The organism is Xenorhabdus bharatensis (assembly GCF_037996705.1).
In the GTDB taxonomy this organism is placed as follows: Bacteria; Pseudomonadota; Gammaproteobacteria; order Enterobacterales; family Enterobacteriaceae; genus Xenorhabdus; species Xenorhabdus bharatensis.
Window position 1 is genome coordinate 37,097 of sequence record NZ_JBBMXG010000006.1, and the last position, 17,031, is coordinate 54,127.

The following is a 17,031-nucleotide window of genomic DNA, read 5'->3' on the forward strand; positions in this document are numbered from 1 at the left end:
TCAGTTATTATCTCTGAAATCCTGAGCTATTCTTGCCAGATAATTCATGATACTTGGGTTTCTGGCCATTTGTGGGGAATGAATCAGGCGGAAAACGAAGGTGAATATGCATCAGACATGACTTATAAGCAGACTCAGGCTGAGTATAAGCAACATCCCGCCCAAAGTAATCAGGGACTTCTCCTGTCTCTTTATAATATTTAAAATCTTGTAAAACGGCCTGCTCAAGACTCGGTGCCTCAGAAAAACGTCATCAAAAAAGTCTTTCCTTGTGTACTCACTTATTGATACGTCTACCTGTTCCATTTATTTATTACCTGCTAATAAATAAAAAATTTCCAGACTCAATCTTTTTTGTCGTATAAGCAGCCAGTTCTGAGAGAGCGCTTTTATTTATACCGCTCTTGTGAATCACAGGTAAGGTCAGTAACTGACGAGAAAGATCATTTAGACGAGCTATTTCAAATCTGGCCTTTGCTACCGATTTAAGGTAAATACGCATTTCCTGTTTTTCTTCATCAGGCCGCTCTTGTTTCAGCATCGCTTTAAGACCTTGCTCAAAACCCCTTATTGTCGCTTCGCAAGCCATATTAACTTCTATATCGTTTTGAAGCATGATACCTCGAACCTGATTTTCATCGAGACTTAGAAGATTTAAATAATATTCGCTGATTGCATTAGCTACTGAATCAATAATTCTTCTTCTTTCCTGATACTGAGTTTTCAAATCTTCCAGAGTACATATCGACTCATTTATTTTAAGATTATGCATTCTGTTGTGATCGTCCGTTGAATCCACTTGTTCAGCAGCAAATGAAGGAACGGATAACACGCCCCCAAATAAGACCCCCGCTAAACAATTTCTTATCGATAGATTCATGACACTTTACCTTATCAAATAGTTGGTCATAGCAACTCAGATTGATTCATATCAAACCACTCACACTAATCCGGCAACCATGAAAAAGTGCTAGTTAATGAAAGATACCTGCATAATTCCAGAAAATGAGTGCAAATTACCAGAACATTTAAATTAAGCCACTAATATCATGCTCACTTTGTGAAAAATACCACACATGTCGTTAAATTTATCTGTCACAGAAGAAAAAGACATAATACATTGAAATTAAAAGATTATATTTTTATCGCATAGACTGAACATTTTCTTAATAGTCACTATTGATTGACTTTCAACAAACTCGAAATGGATAATAAATCCGCTGTTTTCTTGATATTTTCCATTTCATTTAGGTGACTAGGTGACGCGCTATGTACGATAACTTGAAGAGTTTAGGGATCACTCACCCTGAAGATATTGATCGCTATAGCCTCCGTCAGGAAGCGAATAACGATATTCTTAAGATTTATTTCCGCAAGGATAAGGGTGAATTCTTTGCCAAAAGCGTTAAATTCAAATACCCGCGCCAGCTCAAGACGGTATCTGACGATCATACAGGGCAGGGTTACAAAGAAGTTAAAGAGATCAACACCAACCTGCGTTATGTGTTGGAAGAGCTGGATCAGATTTGTAAGCGTGAACAGGCAGAAGTGGATTTGAAACACAAAATCCTCGACGACTTACGTCACCTTGAGCATGTCGTTGCTAATAAGATCGCAGAAATAGAAGCAGATTTAGAAAAACTGACCCGCAAGTAATGATATAAGCAGTGTCATACACCGCTTATCCCTTTTCCGGCAACAAAGAGATAAAGGGTATAAGCGGTACAACCAACGAAATAAGCGGGAGCATCTATAATAAATTTCCCCACTCCTCAACCCAGCCCTGAGCAAAAACTTCCGGCTCAACTACCTCGATAGCATCAATCAGCAGGATTTCACCGATCCGTTTAGCCCCCTGCTCTTGTAACAGTGCATCAAAGATATGACCTCCTCCACAGAAAGTGTCATAACTACTGTCACCCAGCGCAATAAGGCCGTAACGTAAATCTGGCTGATAGCCCAGTTGATCACTTAGTTCTGTATAAAGCGGCTGGATATTATCAGGGAGATCCCCCTGTCCGGTTGTGGATGTCACAACCAGAACTATCTGCTGCAAGTATTCCTGCCATTGCTCCAGAGTTGCCTCTTCAAATACTTCAGCTTCATGTCCCTGCTGCTCAAGAATTTGCTGCGCTTCTTCGGCAACGGCCAGTGCATTGCCATAAACTGTACCAACGAAAATACCAATCTTTGCCATAGATATGATCCCTTCACTCTGTTTGATACTGCTTTAGTCGTTGAACCTTTATTTTTTCAGGCGGCTATTCTGCCAACTGTAATTCACAAGCAACCGGATGTGAACATTCCAGTTCCGGTACAAGGTCTTGCCAGCCAAATTGTTCAAGCAAATGCTGCCATGAAGAATCCCAACGGGCGGTTAATAACAACTCCTGACCTGTTACCGGGTGCCTGAGTTGAAGGTGGCTTGCGTGTAGCATTAATCTGCCCGTCTGATAATATTTAGCAACTCCTCGATTCTGACGCAAATCTCCGTGTGTGGTATCCCCGATGATGGGATGACGGATATGTGACATATGTCGTCGTAGCTGGTGCTTACGCCCGGTTTTGGGTTTCAGTTCCAATAGGCTGAAACGTGATGTCGGATAACGCCCGATTTCGACCGGACACTCAATTTTTGCCAATGCGCGGTAATGAGTAATGGCAGATTGTGCTTCCCTATCCGTATCAGCGAATTTATCCGCAATTTTATCCAACTCTTCCATTAATGCGTAGTCGATAATCTCCTCTCCTTCGACATAACCACGCACAACGGCATGATACGTTTTTTGCACCTGCTGATGTTCGAATTGCTGGGAAAGTGTTCGGGCTACCTCACTCGACAGCCCCATCAGCAAAACGCCGGATGTTGGCCTGTCCAGCCGATGAACAGGAAAAACATGCTGACCAATCTGGTCACGCAGTGTCTGCATAACAAAAACAGTTTCATGACGCGCCAGCCAACTACGATGAACCAACCAACCCGCAGGTTTATTGACTGCAACAATATGTTCATCCTGATAGATAATATCCAGCATTATCAGCTATTCCCCGCCAGATCACCCGAGGTAAACAGGCTGTCCAGTTCACGCAAATGCTCAAGCAATGGTAAATAGTGTTCTGTCTCTTCCTTATAGACTTCTTCAAAGTAGGGTGAGATGGCAAATGCTGTTGGTAAGCTGGCTTTTTGCTCAATCAGTGCGCTCATTCTGGGGATTAATACCCATTGTAGCCATTCTTCTGCCGCCATCGTGTCAATAGAGAAAGGCTCTGTGCTTTCGAAGGCTTCGGGTTTGGGCGGGTAACTTTGCCATAAGCCAACCGTTTTCATCGTGGCTTCAATGAGCTGTAATTTGTGGAGGATTTGTTTCTCGATACTCATGATTCTTATCTTATCCTGACTGTAATCCCAATAGCAGGAACTGCCATTGCGTCATTAAATCGTAAGAGTATCACTGTTCAATCTCAGCGAAAAATATGTGACAGCATAAAATGCCACAAAACAAAATAAGAGGGGAGACAGAATCTCCCCTCTTATTTGATTATCATAGCAATCCGGCTAAATTGGTCGCTTCCTGCGCATTCCCTGACAAAGTACTTCCCTGTCTATTATTCCCTGAAAGATCATTATATTGATAGTATCTGGCAGTCCTGCCCGAACCGAATCATCCTTGAGTCACCTTCCTGATGACATAATTCCTTAATAATTTTGTCGCTGTGATTCCTAGCGGAACAACAAAATAATCGTCGATTCAGCGGCTTGAAACAAGCTACCTGAATCGTCAGAAAAAGCATTTCACCAAAAAGATATCGTGATAATAATTTGCATATTATTGATATAAAATAAAAATAATATTTATCAGAGGTATTGATACGATGATTAAGAGACATATCTCACATCACATGTGAGATATGTCTTACAAAAAAGCAAACCGATATCTGCATCTATGAAGATGTCACAGGGCTGGCAGCAGAAAGGAAAGCGGCTAAATCAGCAGATAATATGGTTCGTTCCTTACTGCCAAAGTGCTCAAGTATGACCTGACCTGTCAAATTACATACAGAAATCAGCCCCATGTCAGAATCAGTTGTACCAATAAATACCGTCGGTGAGAGTTTCAGGCGTTTTTGTGTCACAAGATGACCGATCAGGTTTTCCTGTAGCCGGACAAAATCATCCTCACTCCATACCTGAATCAAACTGAAGCTCAACCCCTCAAAACTGGCAGACATGTCGCCCGCTAACTGAGTGACATAATAATCGTGAATAGAATTCTGCAAACAGATATCCAGTGCGTTTTCCACCTTACTGAGTTTATCCGATGGAGTAAAAGGCCTCGGAAGCCAGTACAGCACACCATCCCCTGTCCGTTCTATGCAGGGAGACGATACACCATATAATTCACTACTCGCAGGCGGTAACCCTGTTTCCGCCTGCCACAATTCAACATAGCGTCGGGTAAAATCAGCAAGGGCTTCTGTCACATTAAAGGTCATATATTTGTTTTTTCCATTTTTCTGTCTGTTACTCGTATTCTGCGTATTCCTATACGGTTTTCAGCAAAATAACAACTAAAAATGGTGTCATCACTTTCATAAAATAATGGTATCAGCCTCTACACTATTTATGACAGTAAAGAGAATCATCTCCTTTCAAGTAATATTATGGGGTGCACTGGACCTAAATTTATAACTAAGGGACGAATAAAACCATCTCTAATAAGTCACAAACTAAAATAAAAACGATATTAATATAAAAAATAATACCTCTTGCTATCCACATTATGAAATGTGGATTCAAAATAGTGATTTTATTTATATCCTACAAGGTCATAATATAATGAACATAAAAAATAAAACCTCAAGTAAATCAAATAAAGAAAACAAGAATAAAAAAGCAACCCTGACATTACCTGACTTTCCTAAAGTCGTAAAATTGATATATAGAGAATTTATTAACTGGTCAGAAGAAATTTATTCGAATCATATTCCATGCTGTATTCCTAAATCAGACAAAGAAATCCTTTTAGTTGTTAATTGGGCGTGGAAAAAGAATTATAAACTGAGAGTGGTGGGAGAGTCACATAACTGGTCGCCTTTGATCATTTCAGGTCAGGAACAAAATAGTCCTCAAGTCATGCTCATGGATCTTACCCAACACTTTAATCAAGTCAGTATTAAACATCTCCCTCAGTATGCCATCGTCACGGCGCAAGCTGGTGTACTAATGGAAACACTCATGACAAAAATGGAAGAGCAGGGAGTGGGGTTTACTGCAACTCCGGCACCCGGTGATTTAACGCTTGGTGGAGTGCTGGCCATTGGTGGGCATGGGACAAGTGTTAAAGCTCTGAACGAAAAACCACAACCCGGCCATCACTATGGCTCAATCAGTAACTCCGTCCTGTCTCTGTCTACCGTGATATGGGATGAAAAAAGTGAACAATATATTATCAGGAACTTTAAGCGCAATGATCCTGAGTGTGCGCCTCTTCTCGTGAATTTAGGCTGTTCCCTGATTTTAAATGTTGAGCTTCAGGCGGGTAAAAATCAGCGTCTCCGGTGTAAAAGTATTACGGATATTCCGGCGACAGAACTATTTGCACTTTCACAAGATAAAAAAACTTTCAGTCATTTTCTGGATGAAAGCGGGCGTGCTGAAGCCATTTTATTCCCATTCACGGCTAACCCCTGGTTAAAAGTATGGAGTGTTTCACCGAAAAAACCGCTTTCCAGTATTGAAGTTACTCACCCGTACAACTATCCGTTTTCTGATAATATCCCTGTTCAGATATCTCATCTTATTAAACAGATAACCCATGATAATCCGAGCCTCACTCCACTATTTTCCCATCTTCAATACGCAGTTATGCTGGGTTATTTTTTAGCTGCCGGAAATGATATCTGGGGCTGGAGCAAAAATTTATTGTTATATGTTAAGCCAACAACATTACGTGTTACTGCAAATGGTTATGCCATATTAACCAGCCGAAGTAATATTCAAAAAGTTCTCCATCTCTTTTATGCCCAATGGCACTCCTTAATGCAGGAATACCAGAATCAGGGAAAATACCCAGTCAACGGACCCATTGAGATCCGAGTTACAGCACTGGATGAACCCTCTGAAGTAGTGCAGGAAAATGCTGTCATTCCGAGCTTATCGGCTATCCGCCCACGTCAGGATCATCCAGAGTGGGATGTCGCCATTTGGCTTGATGTTTTAACCCATCCGGATACCCAATATGCCGCTGAATTTTATAACCAACTTGAAACATGGATGTTTAAAGAATTTGATGATACTTATGCTTCTATCCGTATTGAATGGAGTAAAGGTTGGGGGTACAGCAAAGAGGGTGCATGGGCTAATGAGGATATACTGACCCAAAAAATTCCGGCTTCATTTACTGATGGGCTACCAACTGATAATAATTGGTATTCGGCAATTAATACCTTAAAGAAATTTGATCCACATAACCTTTTCAAATCTCCCTTACTCGAAAAATTAATAAGTTGATTTCAGAATATCAAAAAATCACAAATAACATTTTCATTGTTCAAGTTGTTTTTTTATTTTAACTTGGACAATGAGAGAAATAGTTGTTATTTTATCCAAACAAACACATATCCTTATGGTAAAAAACCAAGAACTCCTTAAAAAATTCCTTGATATAGCTTTAATCCATTAGGAATCTAGATATGAACAAAATAGATGATAGAAGAAAACTTGATAAATACATAAATAACACAAATAAATACAAATCACAAGATACTCAATTTAATTCTATAACAGCTGACATGAATGTTGTTAACATAATATTAAGGCATTTTAATCATACGCATCCAGATATGAATGCATTAGAAAGTGTTATTGACTCAAATTTTTTAACAGACAAATTACACGGATTAATAGATAACTTACCTAAAAATCAACATAAACGATGTATTATCGATGCCAAAGTTAGTGGTGCACACTTTGCCGCAGCAAATATATTTAAAGATGATGAAGGTAATACTTCTGTTATATGTATAGATTCAAGTCTGGGTCATAACCCACACATTACTTCCAGGTTAAATAACATTAACAGCCCAGAAAAAAAAATAAGAACACTCTATATTTTCAGTCAAATACAAAATAGCCCCGCAGACTGCTTACTTTTTTCCCTTCATTTCTTAAAAAAAATGCAGAAGCACTCTCAACATTTTATAAATCTTCACCAGAAAATTTTTCAGGATGAAATAGCATTTAGCAGTAAAAACAATGAACTATATACACCAAAAATAAAATCAGAGTCAGACCAATCATGCCTTTTTTGGCGCATGGTTTATTTCAATCAAGCCATAAATTTGCTACCTATTGATTTCTTTAAGCATGCAAATTCAATAAATCCAATTAATGCTTATCTAGCTCATCACCCTGATGAAGCTAACATAAAAGTGAATAAATGGAACAAAGGAGAAACGTTGAGAGAAAGGTATGAACGCCATACTGTTACTCGTATGATTGAGAATAAACAACGAACCTATAGTGCTTCCATTGAGGAAAAAAGACTTAGCCTTGCACAAGCAGCACTACGTTGGCTTAATGAAAATGGATAACTGTAGCCAATTCATACTTATCCTCCCACTCACATTGGATAATGGTTTAAGGCAAATTTCGCAAATAATCACTAACTAAAGTAGCAACTGTATTGAATGATATTTTTCTGAAGTAATTTGATAGTAATATTAATTCTTATTTTCGTATTTCTCACTGTACTTTACAAAACACTTACCTTGTCCAACTAATATTTTGGGGTCTTATCATGAAAGACATTAATATATTTAAAGGATTTTATACTTTCGAAGATAAATATCGTGGTGAATTACGTTTATCAGTGTGTGCTCATGGGATCTATGATAAAGATTCTCGTATGGGATATGTATTAATCCCAACAGATAATAAAAAAATAACCACTATGACATATATGGAGTTATCTGAACAACTGATAAAAAAAGGAATGAAAATGAATAATTTTAAGTATATCCGATTAATTTTATGTGATTCAGCAACCAGTGAAAAGGATATATCAGGCTCTGACTTGGATTCAGAAAAATCTTTTGCTTCTCAGTTTTCCACATTATATCCAAACTGTATTGTTATCAGTTATGTAGGGCCTGTTAAGGCACGCCATAATTATTTTAATCCAGACACATTAAGCTACCAGCATAAAAAAGGAGTTCAACGCAATAAAGAGATATTTAGCCTAAATAATATTTTCATGCTTCATTTCGGAGAATATGCTCAGAATCAGAGGGCTTTATCTGCTTTTAACGCGGAAAAAGAAAGATATTCAAAGGAAGAGACTATAGAGCCTATTACTCCAATACCTTTTTTAAGACCAAAAAATCCTAGGAAACCGATAAGTCATGTTGACGCTGATCTAACGGAATATGTCTCAGTATGGTTTAGAAATGGAAAACGTATTATTTCAGAAATGGTTATAACCTCTTTTCGGTCATGATTACAACATATTGATAGTCGTAAATGTTCAGCTGAATAACCTATGATACTATCATCGACAGCTAATTATGCTGGATTCCTTTAACAGGTTATTAATATCCCTCCAAATTATCGGACTGGGTTTCTTTAAAATGCGCAATAAAAATACGAATTATCAATATTCCTTGATACACTACCCTCTGTATTCAAAACAATAACCTCCGCCCTATCGCGCTTAAATGCAGGGTATATTACCTTTGAGGAATCTTATGTCTTTGTATCAAGATAATCAGGCACTCTCTCAACTCACTCTCGGCAAACCAACTTCCTACTGTGATACCTATGAACCTGCATTACTACAGGCCGTTCCCCGCAGTATGAACCGGGAGCCACTTGGACTGTATCCTGATAATCTGCCGTTTTACGGCGCAGACATCTGGACAATGTACGAACTGTCATGGCTCAATTCGCGGGGTGTTCCTCAGGTTGCCATTGGGCATGTCAGTCTGAATGCCGCCAGTGAAAATCTTATTGAGTCAAAAAGTTTCAAACTCTATCTGAATAGCTTTAATCAAACCCGCTTTGCTGATTGGGAGACTGTCCAGCAAACGCTGCAACGGGATTTATCGGCCTGTGCCAACGGTGAGATTGACGTTGTTTTATACCCTCTGCATGATTTCAATCAACAGCCAATTGCCGATTTTGAAGGTAAATGTATTGATAATCAGGATATTGAAATTGATGATTATCAATTCAATCGCGATTATCTTAATGGGGCAGCGACAGGCCCTGTTGTTGATGAAGTGTTGGTCAGCCACCTATTGAAATCAAATTGTCTGATCACAAACCAGCCTGATTGGGGTTCAGTACAAATTCGCTATAAAGGCCCGAAAATCGATCAGGAAAAATTATTGCGTTATCTGGTTTCCTTTCGTCACCACAATGAGTTTCACGAACAGTGTGTTGAGCGTATTTTCAACGATTTAATGCAGTTATGTGCACCGGAAAAACTCACTGTTTATGCGCGTTATACCCGCCGGGGTGGGCTGGATATCAACCCGTGGCGCAGTAACGACACATTTGTGCCGCCAACCGGCAGGTTAGCCCGTCAGTAATCGTTGAGTATACACCGATGGCATTTATCCCTGTGCCATCGGTGATCTCATGGGCTGGCTTAAAACACGTATTTTCAATTAGTCCCAACAGATTTCAGGTAGAACCATTATTGAGAAGCCCCTATCGGGGTATAAAGGAGTCATTCTTGATTACACATGTCAGCCCGTTAGGGTCAATGGATTTACTCTCTCAGCTTGAGGTTGATACTCTTAAACGCACCGCAAGCAGTGATCTGTACCGCCTTTTCCGCAATTGCTCACTCGCCGTACTAAATTCCGGCAGCCAGACTGATAACAGCAAAGAACTACTGTCAAAACATAAAGATTTTGATATTAACGTCCTGCGCAGAGAGCGGGGAGTTAAGCTGGAGCTGGTCAATCCACCGGAAGAAGCCTTTGTTGATGGCAAAATTATCCGTTCTCTGCGGGCAAATTTATTTGCCGTATTGCGGGATATTCTGTTTGTTCACGCGCAGATTACCGATGCCCAAAAAGCCGACTCTCTGAATCTGGAAAATGGTATGCATATTACCAATACCGTTTTCTCCATCCTGCGCAATGCCAAAGCGCTGAATTTTTCCGAAACCCCGAATATGATCGTCTGTTGGGGCGGGCATTCTATCAATAAACAAGAATATCTGTATGCCCGCAAAGTCGGTAATGAGCTTGGTTTACGGGAGCTGAATATTTGTACCGGCTGCGGAGCAGGTGCAATGGAAGCACCGATGAAAGGTGCGGCGGTCGGTCATGCTCAACAACGCTATAAAAATAGCCGTTTTATCGGCATTACAGAGCATTCCATTATCGCAGCCGAGCCACCCAACCCACTGGTTAATGAACTGATCATCATGCCCGATATCGAAAAACGGCTGGAAGCCTTCGTTCGTATCGCTCACGGTATTATCATCTTCCCGGGAGGTGTGGGAACAGCGGAAGAGTTGCTTTATCTGCTGGGGATCCTGATGCACCCTGAAAATGAGAATCAAGTACTCCCGCTAGTCTTAACCGGGCCAAAAGAAAGTGCTGATTATTTTCATGTTCTGGATGAGTTTATTGTTAACACATTAGGTGAACAAGCTCGCCGTCACTACCAGATTATTGTGGATAATCCATTAGAAGTTGCCAGAGTGATGAAAGCGGCGATGCCACAAGTCAAAGAGAATCGCCGCTCAACCGGTGATGCTTACAGTTTTAACTGGGCAATGAAAATCCCTCACGATTTACAGTCTCCCTTTAACCCTAGTCATGAAAATATGGCAAATCTGGATTTACATCCGGATCAGTCAATTGAAAAGCTGGCAGCGGCACTGCGACGGGCATTTTCCGGTATCGTAGCAGGTAATGTGAAAGAGTTCGGAATTCAGTCCATCGAAAAACACGGAGTGTTCGAAATTCACGGTGACGCAGAAATTATGCGCCGGATGGATAGCCTGCTGGAAGATTTTGTGAAACAAAATCGCATGAAACTTCCGGGTGGCACAGCTTATGAGCCATGTTATAAAATCATCAGATAAATAACGGCAGATTACCTGCCTCATCAAAACCCAGTGAGGCAGTCGCCAAGGAATAAGTCCACGGATGGAATAAGAAACCATGATACACCTTTTGATTGTAGATGCCCTGAATTTGATCCGACGTATCCATGCTGTGCAGGGAACGCCCTGTGTTGCCGCCTGTGAACATGCGTTGAAGCAACTAATCTCTCACTCTTCTCCAACCCATGCCGTGGCGGTATTTGATGAAGATGATCGGTACCATAGCTGGCGCCATCAGTTACTTCCCAATTACAAAGCCGGGCGTTCGGCTATGCCGGAGGATTTACAACAGGAAATGCCGCAGATTAAACAGGCATTCAATGCTCTGGGTGTAGCCAGCTGGCATGCTGAAGGGCATGAAGCTGATGATTTAGCGGCAACGCTGGCAACCAAAGTTGCCGCTACAGGGCATCGGGTTACCATTATTTCGACAGATAAAGGCTATTGCCAGCTACTTTCGCCGAATATCCAAATCCGCGATTATTTCCAGAAACGCTGGCTGGATTTGCCTTTTGTACAGCAAGAGTTTGGCGTTTCTCCTGCTCAGTTACCCGATTACTGGGGGCTGGCGGGGATCAGCAGCAGCAAAATTCCCGGAGTTCAGGGCATTGGGCCCAAGACAGCCGTTACTTTGCTGCAACAGGCGGGTTCATTAGATAATCTCTTCCGGGATCTGGAAACTCAGCCGGAGAAATGGCGTCATAAATTGGCGTCTGACAAAGAAATGGCCTATATCTGCCGTAAAGTTGCTTCGTTAAGAACTGATTTATCTCTGCACGGTAACTTGCAACAACTCAGGCTGAACCGCCTCTGAATCAAGCTCAGGTAACGTCTTCAACCAAAATAATGAGCAAGCAGCTGAATATGTTCGCTATTTAGCTGCCCTGATTCATTCAATAAGCCAATCCAGGATTTCATATAATCATATTTTGCTTGGGAAAGTTCACGACGGGCAGTATAAAGTTGCTGCTCTGCGTTCAATACATCCACATTGACCCGCTGCCCCAACAGAACACTTTTTTCCGTTGCCTGTACCTGCAATTCTGCCGCTTTTACCGCCTCTTCATACGCACGTATCCGCTTCTGCCCGTTAACACACCCATTATAATGGCGACGCAATGCATTGAGGATTTCCCCTGCCTGCGCATCCATTTCATATTTGGTCTTATCATAATTAGCCGCCGACTGACGCTCAGATGCCAATGTTCCATTGCCGTTATAGAGGTTCATGGAAACACGTACTCCAATAGAATCTGTACGATATTTCTGATTGATGGTGTTGTCAGTACCGGATTTATTTTCACTGTGAGAAGCGTATAACTCCAGTTTAGGCACATATCCTGCCCGACTACGCTTAACATCCTGATATGCGACATCAATTTTCTGGCGAGCAACCGCTAATTGAGGGTTTTGGCGCAATGCAGCCTGTTCCCAATCAGCATAGCGTTCAAACAGCAGATTTATTGTATTGAAATGCTCAACATTCGATAAACGAGTCACAGGAATATCGGCCGGTAATGGCGTTCCTACTAATAGCTGTAAATCACGAATTGCGGCATCCAACTCATCCCGCACAGTCAACTCGTCAGCCTGAACCTGACTGTAACGGGCCTGAGTTTCTGCTATATCCGTGCGTGTGCCTTCACCGGAAGTGAATAATTTCTGATTGAGTTCCAACTGCTTTTCATAGGCCATACGCCGCTGCACTATCTGCGCCAGCTTGTCCTGTTCATACGCGACAGCAACATAACTATTCACGACTCTGACAGCCAGTTGCTGGCTATCAGCCCGGAAACGGGCATCACTCATTAGCGCATAAGCCTTACGGGTCTGATAACGTGACCAGGCTTCGATATCGAACAAGGGCTGAGTCAGGAGCAGTACGCCGCTGTAGCTGTCATACTGCCGATCAAAACGCTCTTTAACCTGATGACCTCTTGCATTTGTAGAATTGGATTCCATCTGCTGCCAGTTCTTTGGCGCATTCTGATAGCTAAGGGACAACTTAGGCAATAACTCTGCCCGCCCGAGCGCCTTTTCTTCCTGCCCGGCTTCCAGCTCTTTTCTTGCAGCCTGAAACGTTGGATCATGATGTAACGCCAGAGCATAAGCTTCCGTCAGGGAAAGTGCCCTGACCGGAGTTGAATGCAATATTGCGGGAACAGTGATTAAGAATAACGACAGGAGCACGGAACGTTTCCTTCTATTTTTCCCTGTAGTTTGATGATGCCTGAACATTTCCACTACTCCTCGATCAGCGATGTTGATGCTCTGTCCACCAGCGGCTTGAATAAATAACTCAGCAGTGAGCGTGACCCTGTTTTGACAAAAACCTCAACCGGCATCCCGGGTTTGATGTGTAAATCCGCCAGTTTCTCCATGCCTTCTGGTGTCACTCGTATTCGGATCTGGTAATAGGATTCTCGGGTCACATCATCCACTAAACGGTCGGCGGAAATAACCAGCAATTTCCCGGTCACTTTCGGTGTTCGGTTCTGGTTTAACGCCGTGAACATCAGGTCAACGTTCTGACCAATCTCAACTTTATCAATCAGGTGTACCATCAGGCGGGCTTCAACTTCCAGTGCGCTCTGTTCAGGCAGGATCTCCATCAGTTTTTCCCCTGATGCAACAACGCCTCCCTGAGTAAAAACCTTCAGTCCGACTACCGTTCCCTCAACAGGAGCTGTAATCGAGGTATGAGATAAATCAAACTGCGCAGTTTCCAGTTTATTGTGCAGTTCATTGGCCTGAACCTGTACATCAGCAAGCTGGCTACGCACTTCGCGCTGATAATCTGCCTGTCGCTGAATAATGCGCTGTTGCGTTTCCTGCTGCTGTTTTTCAAGCAGCCCGATCCGTCCGGCCATTTCCGCCATGCTACCGTTTAACTCAATTTGGTTGCGCTGTAGTTCCAGATAGCGGTTGCGGGGAAAATAGCCTTCTTCTGTCAGTGGGCGCAGGTTTGTGATTTGTTCTTTAAGTGAAGCCTTCTGCTGCTGTTTATTTACCATTGCCTCCCGCAATCCTTTGCTCTGAACAATCGCGCCTTCTTCTGACTGTTTCATTCCCGCCAGATCACTTTTCAGCATTTCCCGTCGGGAAAGAAAAAGCTGTTTTTGTAACGCCAGAATATTGTCAATCCGTGGCTCTGAGGACTGGGCCTGTAAAGACTCTGGAAAAACTAGCTCATCTGCGCCCTGCTGTTCAGCCAGTAAACGGGCTTCCGTTGCCAGCATGGTATGCCACTGCTGTTTCAGAGAATCAATCTGGGCATTAACCTGCACCTGACTGAGCTGAATCAATATCTGTCCTGCCCTGACATGTTCCCCTTCTGCCACTAAAATCTGCCTGATGATGCCATTAGTCGGGGATTGCACAGTTTTACGATTACCATCCACCACGACCATGCCGGAAGAAGCGACACCCTTATCGAGCGGAGCAAATGCTGCCCATATTAAAAACCCCAGAATGCCAATACCTATAACCAGCCAGCCCAATCGTAGATAACGACTTGCATCCAGTGGCAGTAATGCTGATTCATTATGTTGTGTCTGTTTTATGTTGGTCTGATCGGACATTTTAGCTCCCAGACAAATTCATATTACTGGCAGGTTTCGCCTGTACAGATGTCTGTACTGATGCTGACGGTGCCAATGCCGCCATAACCTGCTGAGTTGGGCCAAATAGTTTCGTTTTTCCCTGTACTAACAACAAAACTTTATTTGTTTGAGAGAGCAACGCCGGACGATGGGTAATAACCACTACCGTTTTTCCCTGTTCACGTAATTGGTTAATCGCTCGGCTCAGGGCTTTCTCCCCGAGATCATCCAGATTGGAATTAGGTTCATCCAACACAATCAATGATGGATTACCGTAAAGCGCCCGAGCCAACCCGATCCGCTGTTTCTGCCCGCCGGATAATCCCATACCTCCTGCACCAATCAGCGTGTCATAGCCCTGTTCAAGATTAAGCACCAAATCATGTACGCCAGCCTTTTCTGCCGCTTCAATGACTTTTTCCGCATCAATATCATTAAAACGGGCAATATTTTCCGCAATCGTTCCGGCAAATAATTCAATATCCTGTGGTAAATAGCCGATGTGAGAACCCAGCTCATCCTTGTTCCACTGGTAAATATCCGCACCATCAAGCCGCACCACGCCTTTCTGAGCTTGCCAGACCCCAACCAGCAAACGTGCCAGAGTGGATTTTCCAGATGCGCTGGGCCCAATAACACCCAGAATATCTCCGGCTTCAAGGGAAAAACTGATGTCCTGCAAAACAGGCTTATTCTTTTCAGTGGATTTAGCGGCTTTAATTTTTCCGGGCGGAGAAGCAAACACTTTTTCTAACAACAGTGTTCCGTTAGGAGCAGGTAACGTCATTCCGCTTTTTCGCTCTGGCTGTGCTTTCAGCAAATTATCCAGCCTCTGCCATGACAGACGGGCAGCATTCCAGCTTTTCCACGCCTGTATTAACTGCTCAATCGGGGATAACGCCCGCCCCATCAGGATTGAGCCGGCAATCATCATACCGGGCGTGATATTACCTTCGATGGCCAGCCAGCCTCCTAAACCCAGAATCAAGGACTGTAATGCCATGCGCACTGTTTTAGTGATGGCTGTAATCGATGCAGACCTTTCACTGGCGATACGCTGAAAGTTAAGGAAACGCTCATGCAGGCTAAACCAGCGCCGGCGTAGCGCCGGTAACATGCCTAATGCTTCAATAACTTCTGCGTTACGTAAATTGGTACTGGCAAGGTTGGCAGAACGCAGGGAAAGATGACTGGCCTCTGCCAGAGGAGAATGGGATAACCACTGATTCAGAACAGCCAGCGCAATCAGAATAAGCGCTCCAACCAGTGCCAGTAACCCTAAATAGGGGCTGAACAGAAAAATAACGCCCAGATAAACCGGGAACCACGGCGCATCAAAAAAAGCAAACAGAGCGCTTCCCGTCAGGAACTGGCGAATAGTCGATAAGTCATTCAGCATTTGCCCCGCATCTGTCGAACCATTTTTCAGATTAGATTCATACGATGCGGTATATACTCGCTGGTTCAGGCACATATCAAACTGACTGCCGATACGGATAACAACCTGACTCCGGATATATTCCAGTCCACCGATAATGGCATACATGCCCAGCGTAATCAGCGTTAACATCAGCAAAGTCATTGTGTTACTGGACGGCAGGACTCGATCATATATCTGAAGCATATAAATAGAAGGAACCAGCATCAGTAAGTTAATAAATGCTGTAAATAAACCGATTGTCCAGAATACTTTGCTGCGTGCACGGATAATATCCGTCATTTCACCTTTTGAATGGCGTAATTTCACAGAAATCCCTTCATTATCAAAAGACTTTATTATCAGAAGAAAGTCGCTTATTTATGTTTTTATCTTGCTTTCATTATCCCCAGTGGGTTTCAGTTTCTTAAAAAGCACTGGGGATATTGTTTTCTTAATTGAGTTTATTCTTTACTTTTTAATGTCATCACCAGTTCCCGGCCATCGACAAGATAAGCGACCCACTCTTCGGCTCCCTGACTAAAAAAAGCCAGACCATAACCCGTTGCATCCGTCAGAGTGATACCATCAGGTGCCGTACGCCAGCCTGTCACCGGGTTTCCTATCATTTTTGTCAGACAGTCATCGCTTTTCAGCGCCCAGATAGAACCTTCCGGCAAACGCACATCGGTCAGTTCGATACTGCATACCTGATGTTTATCCGTAACCTGCCAGATGCCAGCCAGTTCAGTTGGTTCAGGGAGATTCAAACTACTTGCCATACATCCTCCAATGAAAAATAAAGATACCGTTATCGATAGAGTGAAAAACTTCAATAAATTAGACAACTTATTGATAGTTAAAGAAACCAGATGTCGTTGTATCA

General features: G+C 42.6%; 16 protein-coding genes and 1 pseudogene. 7 read left to right on the top strand and 10 right to left on the bottom strand.

Annotated features, from left to right (window positions below; all coding sequences use genetic code 11):
* Positions 1–7: 7 nt before the first annotated feature.
* Positions 8–190 (bottom strand): annotated as a pseudogene (locus tag AAC855_RS07435) (type II toxin-antitoxin system YafO family toxin); the annotation flags it as partial.
* A gap of 123 nt (positions 191–313) precedes the next feature.
* A complete protein-coding gene (locus tag AAC855_RS07440; RefSeq protein WP_340608973.1) occupies positions 314–880 on the bottom strand; it encodes a hypothetical protein in 567 nt (188 codons plus the stop codon).
* A gap of 389 nt (positions 881–1,269) precedes the next feature.
* Between AAC855_RS07440 and AAC855_RS07445 the strand changes: the two genes are divergently transcribed.
* Positions 1,270–1,656, top strand: a complete 387-nt coding sequence (locus AAC855_RS07445) for a DUF3461 family protein (protein WP_340608974.1) — start codon at positions 1,270–1,272, stop codon at positions 1,654–1,656.
* A gap of 94 nt (positions 1,657–1,750) precedes the next feature.
* Here the strand turns inward: AAC855_RS07445 and AAC855_RS07450 are convergent, their stop codons facing one another.
* The 4 genes from AAC855_RS07450 to syd all read right to left on the bottom strand — a co-directional run bounded on the left by AAC855_RS07450 (position 1,751) and on the right by syd (position 4,494).
* Positions 1,751–2,197 carry a flavodoxin gene (locus tag AAC855_RS07450; protein ID WP_340608975.1) on the bottom strand — a complete coding sequence of 149 codons (447 nt, stop codon included), beginning with the start codon at positions 2,195–2,197 and terminating at the stop codon, positions 1,751–1,753.
* A gap of 64 nt (positions 2,198–2,261) precedes the next feature.
* Positions 2,262–3,035: a tRNA pseudouridine(65) synthase TruC gene (truC, locus tag AAC855_RS07455; RefSeq protein ID WP_340608976.1), complete on the bottom strand. Its 774-nt coding sequence runs from the start codon at positions 3,033–3,035 to the stop codon at positions 2,262–2,264.
* A 2-nt stretch (positions 3,036–3,037) separates the two neighbouring features.
* Entirely contained in the window at positions 3,038–3,379 is a 342-nt protein-coding gene (locus AAC855_RS07460; RefSeq protein ID WP_340608977.1) for a YqcC family protein, read from the bottom strand.
* 563 nt (positions 3,380–3,942) lie between these two features.
* Positions 3,943–4,494, bottom strand: a complete 552-nt coding sequence (gene syd, locus AAC855_RS07465; protein WP_340608978.1) for a SecY-interacting protein — start codon at positions 4,492–4,494, stop codon at positions 3,943–3,945.
* Between the two features lie 343 nt (positions 4,495–4,837).
* Between syd and AAC855_RS07470 the strand changes: the two genes are divergently transcribed.
* The 6 genes from AAC855_RS07470 (at position 4,838) to xni (ending at position 11,940) form a co-directional block, all read left to right on the top strand.
* Positions 4,838–6,511, top strand: a complete 1,674-nt coding sequence (locus AAC855_RS07470; RefSeq protein ID WP_340608979.1) for a cholesterol oxidase substrate-binding domain-containing protein — start codon at positions 4,838–4,840, stop codon at positions 6,509–6,511.
* A 182-nt stretch (positions 6,512–6,693) separates the two neighbouring features.
* Positions 6,694–7,593 (top strand): YopJ family acetyltransferase, encoded by a 900-nt coding sequence (locus AAC855_RS07475; RefSeq protein ID WP_340608980.1) that lies wholly within the window; start codon positions 6,694–6,696, stop codon positions 7,591–7,593.
* A 206-nt stretch (positions 7,594–7,799) separates the two neighbouring features.
* Positions 7,800–8,498 (top strand): hypothetical protein, encoded by a 699-nt coding sequence (locus AAC855_RS07480; protein WP_340608981.1) that lies wholly within the window; start codon positions 7,800–7,802, stop codon positions 8,496–8,498.
* A 247-nt stretch (positions 8,499–8,745) separates the two neighbouring features.
* Positions 8,746–9,591: an NADPH-dependent 7-cyano-7-deazaguanine reductase QueF gene (gene queF, locus AAC855_RS07485; protein ID WP_340608982.1), complete on the top strand. Its 846-nt coding sequence runs from the start codon at positions 8,746–8,748 to the stop codon at positions 9,589–9,591.
* A 146-nt stretch (positions 9,592–9,737) separates the two neighbouring features.
* Positions 9,738–11,105 (top strand): nucleotide 5'-monophosphate nucleosidase PpnN, encoded by a 1,368-nt coding sequence (ppnN, locus tag AAC855_RS07490; protein WP_340608983.1) that lies wholly within the window; start codon positions 9,738–9,740, stop codon positions 11,103–11,105.
* Positions 11,106–11,184: 79 nt separating this feature from the next.
* Positions 11,185–11,940, top strand: coding sequence for a flap endonuclease Xni (gene xni, locus AAC855_RS07495; protein ID WP_340608984.1), 756 nt, complete (start codon positions 11,185–11,187; stop codon positions 11,938–11,940).
* A 20-nt stretch (positions 11,941–11,960) separates the two neighbouring features.
* Here the strand turns inward: xni and AAC855_RS07500 are convergent, their stop codons facing one another.
* From AAC855_RS07500 to AAC855_RS07515, 4 genes are all read right to left on the bottom strand, one after another.
* The gene (locus AAC855_RS07500; protein WP_340608985.1) at positions 11,961–13,364 is read right to left on the bottom strand and encodes a TolC family outer membrane protein; all 1,404 of its coding nucleotides are present in this window, start codon (positions 13,362–13,364) and stop codon (positions 11,961–11,963) included.
* Positions 13,365–13,369: 5 nt separating this feature from the next.
* Positions 13,370–14,707, bottom strand: a complete 1,338-nt coding sequence (locus AAC855_RS07505) for an HlyD family type I secretion periplasmic adaptor subunit (protein ID WP_340608986.1) — start codon at positions 14,705–14,707, stop codon at positions 13,370–13,372.
* Position 14,708: 1 nt separating this feature from the next.
* A complete protein-coding gene (locus AAC855_RS07510) occupies positions 14,709–16,448 on the bottom strand; it encodes a type I secretion system permease/ATPase (RefSeq protein ID WP_340609112.1) in 1,740 nt (579 codons plus the stop codon).
* A 161-nt stretch (positions 16,449–16,609) separates the two neighbouring features.
* Entirely contained in the window at positions 16,610–16,927 is a 318-nt protein-coding gene (locus AAC855_RS07515; protein WP_340608987.1) for an AprI/Inh family metalloprotease inhibitor, read from the bottom strand.
* Positions 16,928–17,031 lie beyond the last annotated feature (104 nt).